At 48.7% G+C, this 12531-nt stretch carries 9 protein-coding genes; all 9 read left to right on the top strand.

Annotated elements, in window-relative coordinates:
• Window positions 1-122: 122 nt before the first annotated feature.
• Window positions 123-2585, top strand: a complete 2463-nt coding sequence (locus DXN05_RS06695) for a glutaminase family protein (RefSeq protein WP_116846481.1) — start codon at window positions 123-125, stop codon at window positions 2583-2585.
• 135 nt (window positions 2586-2720) lie between these two features.
• Complete coding sequence (locus DXN05_RS06690; RefSeq protein WP_116846480.1) at window positions 2721-6248, top strand: VCBS repeat-containing protein; 3528 nt, start codon at window positions 2721-2723, stop codon at window positions 6246-6248.
• Window positions 6245-7585 (top strand): vanadium-dependent haloperoxidase, encoded by a 1341-nt coding sequence (locus DXN05_RS06685; protein WP_116846479.1) that lies wholly within the window; start codon window positions 6245-6247, stop codon window positions 7583-7585. The genes DXN05_RS06690 and DXN05_RS06685 overlap by 4 nt, the downstream gene beginning before the upstream one ends.
• A gap of 35 nt (window positions 7586-7620) precedes the next feature.
• A complete protein-coding gene (locus DXN05_RS06680) occupies window positions 7621-8640 on the top strand; it encodes a family 43 glycosylhydrolase (protein WP_116846478.1) in 1020 nt (339 codons plus the stop codon).
• Window positions 8641-8987: 347 nt separating this feature from the next.
• Window positions 8988-9164, top strand: a complete 177-nt coding sequence (locus tag DXN05_RS24590) for a hypothetical protein (RefSeq protein ID WP_158559150.1) — start codon at window positions 8988-8990, stop codon at window positions 9162-9164.
• Window positions 9165-9302: 138 nt separating this feature from the next.
• Window positions 9303-9440: a hypothetical protein gene (locus tag DXN05_RS24585; RefSeq protein WP_158559149.1), complete on the top strand. Its 138-nt coding sequence runs from the start codon at window positions 9303-9305 to the stop codon at window positions 9438-9440.
• Window positions 9441-9461: 21 nt separating this feature from the next.
• Window positions 9462-9833, top strand: coding sequence for a DJ-1/PfpI family protein (locus DXN05_RS06670; protein ID WP_116846476.1), 372 nt, complete (start codon window positions 9462-9464; stop codon window positions 9831-9833).
• 29 nt (window positions 9834-9862) lie between these two features.
• A complete protein-coding gene (locus tag DXN05_RS06665) occupies window positions 9863-10141 on the top strand; it encodes a hypothetical protein (protein WP_116846475.1) in 279 nt (92 codons plus the stop codon).
• A 218-nt stretch (window positions 10142-10359) separates the two neighbouring features.
• Entirely contained in the window at window positions 10360-12510 is a 2151-nt protein-coding gene (locus tag DXN05_RS06660; RefSeq protein WP_116846474.1) for an alpha-L-fucosidase, read from the top strand.
• Window positions 12511-12531: the final 21 nt, after the last annotated feature.

Here is a 12531-nt window from a genome sequence, read left to right as displayed (position 1 = left end):
GAAATGGTTCAATGGCTTGATGGTTCAATGGTTGAATTGCAGCCATTGAACCATCAAGCCAAATAACAATATTCAACCATAGAACAATCAGGCAACTCAACAATCATTTTCAATTTCGCGACATGAAACTCAAACCGTTTTTGTATTCCCTGCTGGTTACGGCCAGCCCGGCCCTGGCGCAGCAGCAGGCTCCGGCTTATCCCCTGGTAACACACGACCCCTATTTCAGCATCTGGAGCACCAGCAATGAACTGAATGCAACACCTACCAAACACTGGACAGGTGCCGACCAGTCACTCACCGGTTATGTGAAAGTAGACAACAAGATATACCGCGTACTCGGCGCAGAAAGCCAGAGCTATGAAAGTGTAGTACCTACCAGCGATGAACAAAGCTATACTGCAAAATACACCTATGCCGAACCTGCAGCAGGCTGGCAGAATACTGACTTTAACGACGGCTCATGGAAAGCGGCCAAAGCGCCTTTTACCGATAACGGTCGTGGCGGTGGTACCAAATGGGACACAAAGGATATCTGGTTCCGCAGAACGTTTACGCTCACCAAACTCGATTACAACAAACTGTTCCTGAAAATTAACCACGACGATGATGCCGAAGTATATGTAAACGGCGTGCTCGCTTACAGTTACAAAGGCTGGCTCAACAAGTTCCAGTACTTTACCCTGGAACAGGCAGTTACAGGCAAGCTTAAAAAAGGCAGCAACGTACTGGCCATTCACGTTAGAAACAATGTAGGCGGCGCCATGCTTGATGCAGGTATCTCCAACGAACCCGCGTTAAAGAAAAATGCAGCCATACTTACGGCAGAACAGAAAGGCGTACAGCTCAACGCAACACAAACCATTTACCAGTTTGCCTGCGGACCGGTTGACGCAACACTCAGCTTTACCTCGCCCCTGCTGCTGAACGACCTGGACCTGTTATCACGCCCGGTTTCGTATATCAGCTATGCCGTTAAATCAACAGACGGGCAATCGCACAATGTACAGGTATACTTTGGCGCTTCTACCAATGTTGCAACAAACACACCTGCACAGGAAGTAAAAGCCAGCCAGGAAAACCTGCCGCAGCTCAACATGCTGAAAGCAGGTACCACCGCACAGCCCGTACTGCAGAAAAAAGGTGATGACCTGCGTATTGATTGGGGCTATATCTATGTAGCCGTGCCTTCAGCTGCTAAATCGATACAGTCGATCACTGATGCCAAATCAATTGATATCCCTGCCGTGTTTGCAGGCAAAGCTGCTGCCGTTGCACCACGCACCGGTAAAAACTTTGTGCTCAACAGCGTGGTATCGCTTGGTAAAGTAAGCGGCGACAGCAAAGAGCAGGTGTTTTTACTGGGTTACGATGATATCTATTCTATCCAGTACTTTGGCCAGAACCTGCAGCCCTGGTGGAAAAATGATGCATCACAAACCATCGAAAAGCAACTGGTAAAAGCTGCTGCTGATTACACTACTGTACTGCAGCAATGCAACACCTTTAACGAAAGCATGTACAACGATGCCGTTAAAGCAGGTGGCAAAACCTATGCTGAGCTTTGTGCCCTGGCATACAGGCAAAGCATTGCAGCTCACAAACTGGTAAAAAGCCCGCAGGGCGATGTGCTGTTCCTCTCTAAAGAAAACTTCAGCAATGGCTGTATCAATACCGTTGACGTAACCTATCCATCTGCACCACTGTTTTTGCTGTACAATCCTAAATTAATGAAAGGCATGCTTACCGGCATCTTTTACTTCAGCGAAAGCGGCAAATACACAAAGCCTTATGCAGCACACGACCTGGGTACCTATCCCCTGGCCAATGGTGAAGTATACGGCGGCGGCGGTATGCCGGTTGAAGAATCAGGCAACATGACCATTCTCACCGCAGCTGTTGCCAAAGCAGAAGGCAATGCAGACTACGCCAAAAAACACTGGGCTACTTTAACCACCTGGACAGACTACCTGGTGAAATACGGCTTTGATCCCGCTAACCAGTTATGTACCGATGACTTCGCAGGTCACCTCGCACGCAATGCGAACCTTTCTGTAAAAGCCATCGTAGGCATTGGCAGCTACGCCATGCTGGCCGACATGATCGGTGAAAAAGCAACTGCAGCCAAGTACCGCGCTATTGCACAGGATATGGCCAACAAATGGGGCAGCATGTGTGATGAAGGCGATCACTTCGCACTTACGTTTGACAAGAACGGTACCTGGAGCCAGAAATACAACCTGGTTTGGGATAAAGTGCTTGGCTTAAACCTGTTCCCTAAAGATGTGTACCAGAAAGAAATGAAGTTTTACCTGGCACACCAGAACAAATTTGGTCTGCCCCTCGACAGCCGTAAAACTTACACCAAGAGTGACTGGATTATATGGACAGCCACTTTAGCTGATAACAGTAACGATTTCCAGGCATTGGTAGCCCCGCTGGGTACCTACATCGCCGAAACACCCACACGCGTGCCCCTGAGCGACTGGCACGAAACCACTGATGGCAAACAGGTAGGTTTCCAGGCCCGCAGCGTTGTAGGCGGTTACTTTATGAAAATGCTGAACGACAAAATCAACAAATAATACTGACAACGCGGTACCGCCTGTCTACTCCCGGGCGGGCCGCGTTTTTTATGCTGTTCATTTAAATAGCTGTACCCAACCTGCCCAACCCACTGCTTTAATGCTTAGATTGCATACACCACAACCAACTGCCATATGATACTCAGGAACCTGCTGCCATTAGCCTGTATCGTTGTATTACCCGCGCTGCCTGCAGCAGCACAAACAGGCAAAACCTTATTCCAGCTGCGCCCTTCTTCACAAACAGGCATCAGTTTTAAAAACCAGCTCACCGAGAGCGATACCATCAACATATTAAACCAGGCCAATATTTACAACGGCGGCGGTGTAGGCACCGGCGATTTCAACAACGATGGCCTGCCCGACCTGTATTTTGCAGGCAACATGGTATCCAACAAATTGTACCTGAACAAGGGCGGCATGGATTTTACCGATGTAACAGATGCGGCAGGTGTTGGCGGTAACGGGCACTGGTGTACCGGTGTTTCTGTGGTAGACATTAACAACGACGGGCTGCAGGATATCTATGTATGCGCTTCTTTCAGAAAAGATGCACGCCTGCGCACCAACCTGCTGTACATTAACCAGGGTGTGGGCAAAGATGGCATCCCCACCTTTAAAGAATCAGCCGCAGCCTATGGATTGGATGATACCGGCTTCAGCACACAGGCTTATTTCTTCGACTACGATAAAGACGGCGATCTTGACCTGTACCTGGTTACCAACGAACTCTATGATCCTAAAACGCCCATCAAATTCAGACCGAAAGTAAAAGACGGCAGCGCCAAAAACACTGACCGCCTGTTTCGCAATAACGGCAACGGTACGTTTACCAACGTATCTAAACAAGCCGGTATACAAACAGAAGGCTGGGGCCACGCAGCCTGTATCACCGATATTAACAGGGATGGCTGGCCCGACGTATATGTGGCCAACGATTTTGTGTCGAACGATTTGTGTTACATCAACAACCACGACGGTACTTTCACCGACCGCCTGGGTGAATACTTCAGACACACTGCCTGGAATGCCATGGGCACCGATGCAGTGGACATTAACAACGACGGATTGATTGATTTCCTATCGCTCGAAATGCTGCCGGAAGACAACCTCCGCAAAAAACGCATGCTCAGCGGTAACGAATATTACAACTATACCAACAGCGCACGTTACGGTTATACACACCAGTATGTACGCAATGTATTGCAGTTAAACCGCGGCCTTACCGCAGCTGGCAAACCCGTGTTCAGCGATATCGGGTATATGGCCGGTGTATACCAGACAGACTGGAGCTGGTGCCCGCTGATTGCAGATTTTGACAACGATGGCCTGCGGGACATCATTATCTCAAACGGCCTGCCGCGTGATGTAACCGACCTGGACTATATTGATTTCAACAACGGTCAGCAACGTGCCGCAGGCAACTATACACTGGCTATGACTGATTCACTGCCTGTAGTAAAGCTGCCTAACTACTCGTTTAAAAACACCACCGGCACCAGCTTCCAGAACACCTCGCAAAGCTGGGGCTTTACCCATCCTTCGTTTTCAAATGGCGCCGTATATGCTGATCTTGATAACGACGGCGACCTGGATGTGGTGATCAACAATATCAACGATGAGGCATTTGTGTATGAAAATACTTTAGACGGTACCAATACCCACAGTCTTACCATAACCATTGCCGGGCCTGCGCAAAACACCAATGGCTATGGTGCACAGCTTACCGTGCATTACGGCGATAAAATGCTGTATTACCAGCACCAGCCTGCCCGCGGTTACCTGTCAACCGATGATGCAAGAGCCCATTTTGGTCTGGGTACCGCCACACAGGCCGATTCCATTGTTGTACAGTGGCCTGATGGCAAAACACAGTTATGGACCAATGTGCCCGCAGGCAAACCCTTCACCATTGCATACAAAGACGCCATCAGCAAAACACAGGCTGCCCCTGCTGCAAAGCCGGTGTTCACCAATGTTGCTTCAAAGTATGGTATCCGTTTTAAACCGAAGGAACGTGACTTTGTAGACTACGATATACAACCTACCATACCGCATAAACTCAGCCAGTATGGCCCCGGCATTGCTGTAGGTGATATTGACAACAACGGGCTGGAAGACTTTTACCTCGGCGGTACTTCGGGCAACAGCGGTGTTTTTTTCATGCAGCAGCAGGGCGGTAAATTCACCATCGATTCTGCGCGTTTCGCAGTGAAAGATGATCCCCTGTATGAAGACATGGGCGTACTGTTCTTTGATGCCGACAACGATGGCGATCTTGACCTGTACCTCGTAAGCGGCAGTTACGAAATACCACCCAACCACCCCATCAGCAATGACCGCCTGTTTATCAACAACGGCAAAGGCCGCTTCAGCAAAAGCGAAACAGCCCTGCCTGCAGATTCAACCAACGGCTCCTGCGTGCGCGCGGCAGACTTTGACGGCGATGGCGACCTGGATTTGTTTGTAGGCGGCCGTGTGGTATCCGGCTCCTATCCCACTGCACCACGCAGTTTCCTGTACAAAAACAACCACGGCAAGTTCACGGATGTAACAGCGCAATACTGTCCGGAACTCGCAAACATAGGCATGGTTACCGATGCATTGTGGACCGACTTTGACAACGATGGTAAAATTGATTTGATTGTTACCGGTGAATGGATGCCGGTAAGCTTCTTTAAAAATACCGGTACCGCACTGGTGAATGTTACCGCCAACACAGGTATTGCCACCGCCACCGGTTGGTGGAACAGCCTGGCAGCAGGTGATTTTGACAACGATGGCGATATGGACTATGTAGCCGGTAACCTAGGCCTCAACAGCAATTACCAGGCAACTGCACAGGAACCGCTTACCCTGCTTGCCAAAGACATGGACAACAACGGCTCTATGGATGCCATGGTGTTCTGTTACATGAAAGCTGCAGATGGCACCAGGAAATCCTTCCCCATGTCAACCCGCGACGATATGGTGGCGCAGGTAATCTCTATCCGCAAAAGATACCCTACCTATAAATCATTCGGCATGGCCACCATGACTGATATATGGCGCGCTAAAGAAAGGGATGGCGCTATTAGTCTGCAAGCCACCAACATGGCATCGTGCTACATCGAGAACAAAGGCAATGGCCGGTTTGCCATAACACCCTTACCTGCTGCTGCACAAACCGCACCGGTATTTGGCATGCTGGCGCAGGATGTAGACAACGATGGCAACCTTGACCTGCTGCTCACTGGCAACGATTATGGCATGGAGCCCTACAGCGGCCGCCACGATGCATTTGCCGGCCTATACCTGCATGGCGATGGCAAGGGCAATTTCAGTGATGTGCCTTTAAGCAAAAGCGGCTTCTGCATTACCGGCGATGGCAAGGCACTGGCCAACATCTTCAATGCACAAAACGAACAGCTGGTGATTGCCACGCAAAACCAGGATAGCCTGCTGCTGTTTCACCAGGCAGGCAGCGCACCTGCCAAACGCATACAGCTGAAACCCGGTGACTGCAGTGCAGTAATTACACTGGCCAATGGCACTACGCGCAAAATGGAGTTCTACTATGGCTCGGGCTTTTTATCACAATCATCACGCAGTATACCTGTGAACAGCAATATCACACAGGTTATTATCACCAATTACATGGGTACTAAAAGAAAAGTTTTATGAGAAAGCTGCTGTTATTCGTTGGCCTCTTCACTACTACCCTTGCACATACGCAAAGCTGGAAACAGCAAACCGAGCAGGCAGATTATGTACATCGTGCCATTAAAAAAGTAACCGACGTAATTGTATACGATATTTATTCACCACCGGTAGCCAGCCGCACCTATGCCTACATCTGTACCGCTGCCTACGAATGCCTGGTGCCGGGTAATGAAGGCTACCAGAGCCTGGCAGGCCAGCTGCATGGCCTGCAACCAATGCCACAGCCATTACCGGGCCGCAGCTGCAGTTATGCGCTGGCAGCTGTGCAGGCCATATTAACCGTGGGTAAAACCATGGTAATATCAGAAGAAAAGATAGATGCCTTTAAAGAACAGCTGCTGCAGGAATTTAAAAACACGGGCATCGATACTGCGAGCTTCAATTATTCTATTGCATACGGACAAAAAGTTGCCGAACACATCATCGCATGGTCTGCAAAAGATAACTACCGTGAATCACGCTCCCTGCCCAAATACCCTGTGGATGAAAACCCTGCCACCTGGCGGCCCACACCACCGGCCTACATCAAGGCAGTTGAACCGCACTGGAACAGCATCCGCACATTTATGATTGATTCTGCCGCACAGTTTAAACCGGCACCTGCCACTGCATTCTCCGCAAAGCCAGGCAGCGCATTTTACAAACAGGTAATGGCCGTGCACGATGCTGTAAACAACCTTACTGCCGAACAAAGCGAGATTGCCAATTTCTGGGATTGTAATCCTTTCAAGATGAACGTACGCGGACACGTGATGTACGCCACCAAGAAAATATCTCCCAACGGCCACTGGATTAATATAACCAGGCAGGCTTGTGAAAAAACAAAAACCAGCGCCATACAAAGCGCAGAAGCCTACGCCCGTTTATCTATTGCACTGGCAGATTGCTTTATCAGCTGCTGGGATGAAAAATACCGCAGCCGCGTAGTACGTCCCGAGACTTATATCAACCAGTACATTGATACAGCCTGGCTGCCCACTTTGCAAACACCACCTTTCCCCGAATACACCAGCGGGCATAGCGTGGTATCTGCTGCAGCTGCGGTTATTCTTAACCAGTTGTTTGGCGAACACTTCAGTTATACCGATTCAACCGAAAGTGAATTTGGTTTGCTGCCGCGCAGCTTTACTTCTTTTGAGCAGGCAGCCAAAGAAGCAGCGATCAGCCGTTTTTATGGCGGCATTCACTACATGAATTCCATCAACAACGGTTATGAAGAAGGCAAAAACATCGGGCTGTTTGTTGCTGGCAGATTGCGTACCCGTAAAAACGGCATGCAAACTACCACCGGGAATTAATACATACACCTATCCGCTGTTTAAAACAATATACTATGGCTATATTCAAATGGCTGCCCGTTTTATTACTGGTTACCTCGGCAGCCTTCGCGCAAAACACAACCTTGCATAAAGCACCTGCTCCTTTGTTCCGCGATCCTGTCACAGACGGCGCGGCAGACCCGTCTATTTTCTGGAACAGGGAAGAAAAAAGCTGGTGGATGGTATACTCCCAGCGTCGCGCCAATACCGAAGCAGAAGATGTATCGTATTGTTACGGCACCGCCATCGGTATTGCCAGCAGCAGCGACAATGGCAAAACATGGGTATACCGCGGCACCCTGAACCTGCAGATAGACAAAGGCATGAATACCTTTTGGGCGCCCGATGTACAATACTTCAACGGCAAATACCATTTATTTGTAACCTATATTGAAGGCGTGCGCACACACTGGGGCGGACGTGCACGCATGTCGCATTTTACCAGCACTGATTTATGGAACTGGCAGTTGGTTGATTTTCCCAAACTCACGTCAGAAGATGTGATAGATGCCACCTTGTTTCAGCTGCCCAACAAAACCTGGCGCATGTGGTATAAAGACAGCAAGAACCCTGTAGGCAATATGCTGATGGCAGAAAGCAAAGACCTGCAGCACTGGCAAACCCACGATCAGCCTTTGTTTCCCGGTCATGGCCAGGAAGGACCCAAAGTATTTTCCTTCAATGGCTATTACTGGCTGTTAACCGATGAGTGGGCAGGTATGCGCGTATACCGCTCAACCGACCTGGATCACTGGGAAAAACAGCAGCGTGTGCTCGATGTACCCGGCAAACGCCCTGAAGACACACCTACCGGTGCGCATGGCGATGTGATTGTAGTAAACAACAAAGCCTATATTTTTTACTTCACACATCCCGGCCGCAAATCGCATGGCGAAGCACCTGCCGGCCCCAACGGCATCATCCCATTCGATCTGCGCCGCTCATCGATTCAGGTGGCAGAACTGGTTTTTGAAAACGGAACACTCACCTGCAACCGCGATGCGCCGTTTGATTTCTGGCTGCCAAACGAGTAGTGAAGCAAAGGTTAATGAAATTAAAACACCTATTTATAAAATATATTACAACTCATTTTCAACCTATTATTAACATTTAAACCCTTTCCTTTGCTGCATACCGGCTTCGGATTGACAAATTTTTCCGACATTAGCAGGTACTTTAGAATCAATGTCATTTAGTAAGCGCTTCGTTTATGCGTTTGCGACTTTGCTCCTTTGCGTGAAACCAACACAAAAGATCTTAACTGAACGACATTGACTGAAGAATCACGACCCTAGTCCCGAAACTTAAAATTGTAGTTAGAATGAATGTGGAAAACTACGGGCAACCGGAAATTGAACAAGTTCTTTCAAAAGCCAGAAATGTGCGAAAAGAAATTGGAGAATATGAGGCCCATACGGTAAATGATGAAGACAAGAATTTAACGGTTATGTTAACGAATGGCCGCATCAGGTTATATTCTGAAGAAATCCAGTATCGCAACAACCTCATTCCCGAACGTATCAGGGATATCGCCATCAGGTTCCAGTCGAACCGATAAAATTATTGACCATCACTGGCAGACGAGCATAGCAACTGCTGTTGTTTTCATACAGCAGTTGCTATGCTTTTTTTATAGCTGAACGCCCGGCTAAGTGCTTCACACAAATTATTTACATTCGATCTAAACACACATCTATTGTCTGCCCCAGCTACCATTGCCTTTGTTGTTCCGCCGCAGGTGCACCTGCTTGACCTTGCGGGGCCTGCCCATATTTTTTATGAAGCCGCTGATTATGGCGCACCGCCGGCCCCGGAGAAGTGTTTGCCTATGTAAACGGCTTTACAGAATACACCGTTGGCACCACCGGCGCCCATTACCGCCCAGCAGTTTGTTTCCATTACGCCGCAGCACAACCCGGCGAATGCGCCAAAGCCCGATATCATCATCATACCCGGTGGTGATGTAGAAGAAGCCATGCAGGATACAGTGCTCCGCAGCTGGTTACAGCGCAATGCGGCAGATTCGGCCATCATTATGTCGGTTTGTACAGGCGCAGGTGTGCTTTCCCTTGCCGGCCTGCTCGATGGCAAAACCGTGACTACTTTCCACAACTTCATTCAACCCCTGCAGCGTATTACGCCTTTGGCCAGGGTGGTAAGCCACCGCCGTTTTGTTGACAATGGCCGCATTACCATTGCCGGGAGTACAAACAGGAAAACGCGGTAATTTAATTATGGAGAAACTCACCAGAGCTCATGAGAACATCAGGAGAAAACGTGGCCGCATTGTTAGAAAATACTGGGATAGGTAGAAAAAAAGGCACGCTGCAGAAACAGCGTGCTATCTTTTGTAGAAAAACAATAAAATCTCCGTTTTTTCATATGGCTTTGGCAAAGCCGGGCAATCTTAAATTGGCAAGAATCGTAGCAAGAATCGTTAAAGAGCAACTGCATTATTTGCATTTGCTGAACCAAAATAACAGCGTTTCATTGACACTAACAAATATTAGTAATATTTTTTTCAAAAATTTTTGAAACTACCGTACATACAGGTCTTCAGCTAAATCAGGTACCTATCGTAAGTACCTTTCCCTGTGCAAGGGCACGGTAAAATGGGATTACCCCGGTAAAAATGGCGAATCTTATTCATTTTGAATAAAAAAACAGCGCTTTCAACCGGTTCTACAGGAGATATTGTTTATTTTTCCCATATCGAACAAGACCTATAGAAAATTTCTGCTTAAACCTTTATTATGAAAGTACACTGGTTGCTATTTGCCTGCCTCTGCTGCTGCAGCACATTTTCCCTTGCCCAAACCTACCAGCCCAACTGGGAAAGCCTCGATACACGACCCGTTCCGCAATGGTTTAAAGACGCCAAATTTGGCATTTTCATTCACTGGGGCGTTTACTCCGTTCCTGCTTATACGCCCAAAGGCAACTATGCCGAATGGTACCAGCATTGGCTGGTGAACAAGAGTTATAACGGTGCGGTTACCGACTGGCACCAGCAGCAATACGGCAATACCACGTACTACCAGCTGGCCAGCCAGTTTAAAGCCGAGTTGTTTGATCCCGAAGCATGGGCTAAGCTGTTCGAGCAATCGGGCGCCAAATACATTGTACTTACTTCCAAACACCACGATGGCTTTTGCCTGTGGCCCAGCAAGGAAGCCGATAAAGACTGGGGCTTTCCCTGGAATGCAGTAACCGCAGGCCCTAAGCGCGACTTAATCGGCGACCTGTTTAAGGCCGTAGCCAAAACATCAGTAAAACCCGGCCTGTACTTCTCCCTGTACGAATGGTATAACCCGCTGTGGCTGCACGATAAAGACAAGTATGTTGCCCAGCACGAAATACCACAGATGAAAGACCTCATTAAACAATACCACCCGTATGTATTGTGGACAGACGGCGAATGGGAAATGAGTGCAGACCAGTGGAAATCGAAACCCTTCCTGGCCTGGCTGTACAACAGCAGCAGCGTGAAAGACAGCATTGTGGTAAACGACCGCTGGGGAAAAGAAGTGCGCTTTCATCATGCAGGCTTCTTTACACCCGAGTACCAGCCTGATCTTGAATTCGACAATCACTACTGGGAAGAAAGCCGCGGCATCGGTTACTCATACGGTTACAACCGCACAGAAGATGCGTGGGACTACAACACCGCACAATCACTGGTGTTGCAGCTGGTAGATAAAGTAAGTCGTGGCGGCAACTTTTTGCTCGATATTGGTCCGGATGCACACGGCAAAATACCACCCATTATGCAGGAGCGCCTGTTAAGCATTGGCCAGTGGCTGAAACTGAACGGTGAAGCCATTTACAACACCACCCGCTGGAGAACTGCCTTTCAATGGAGCGAAGGTAAAACCACCTACAAACCTGCCCGCGGTGAAGACCCGATACTCAAAAGCACCATCAACCCCAACCCTGGTTACGCGGTGAAAGAAGTCTTTTATACCTATAACGGGAAAAACAATAACCTCTACGCCATACTGCCACGCTACCCCGATAACAACAATATCACACTGAAAAAGATGCACCTGCCCGAAGGCACAGCCCTTACCTTCCTCGCCACAGGTGAAACACTGCATTGGGAAAATACCAACAGCAATGTGGTAGTACACCTGCCGCAATACAACCCCAACAAAATCACTGTTACAGATGCCTATGTAATAAAAATAGCAGGCTACGGTCGCTTTGTACACAAACCACAGGTGCAGGTAAGTTACCCGCAGGGCAAAACAGAACCTGTTGTAACCATCACGGGCGATAAAACAGCAGCTGCCATTCATTACACTACAGATGGCACCCTGCCAACAGAAGCATCACCCGTATACAAAAAACCATTTACTGTAAAACAGAGCGCCACCGTACAGGCCATTGGAACTGCTGCTGATGCCCTGACCAGCTTTGCTGCAAGCGACAAAGCCGTGATCTATAACCGGCTTCCGCCCATACAGGTAAAACAGGTTGAACCCGGCGTGCGTTACCAGTACTTTGAAACAGACAGCACCATCAACTTTGCGCTTATCAATAACCTGGCACCCAAAACAACCGGCATTGCAGACAATATCAATGTGGTACCCAAAGAACGCGCGAGCAAATTTGCCCTGTACTACACCGGCTACATCAACATCCCGGCAGACAATATGTACAGCTTCTACACCGTAGCAGATGATGGCTGCCAGCTATCGATAGATGAAAACATAGTGGTAGATGACGACGGCAACCACACCGCACACGAAGCAACAGGAAAGATCGCCCTCAAAAAAGGCTACCACGCCATTAAAGTATTGTACTATGATGCCGGCGGCGATAACGAATTAAATGTATTCATACAGGCACAGGGCCAGTCTAAAATACCACTGCCCAATTCCCTGTTGTACCACGCCCCCTAGGCAGCGCAGCAGGTAACCTGC

It is taken from the genome of Deminuibacter soli (genome assembly GCF_003412455.1).
In the GTDB taxonomy this organism is placed as follows: Bacteria; Bacteroidota; Bacteroidia; order Chitinophagales; family Chitinophagaceae; genus Deminuibacter; species Deminuibacter soli.
This window is presented reverse-complemented; position numbering and strand designations above follow the sequence as displayed.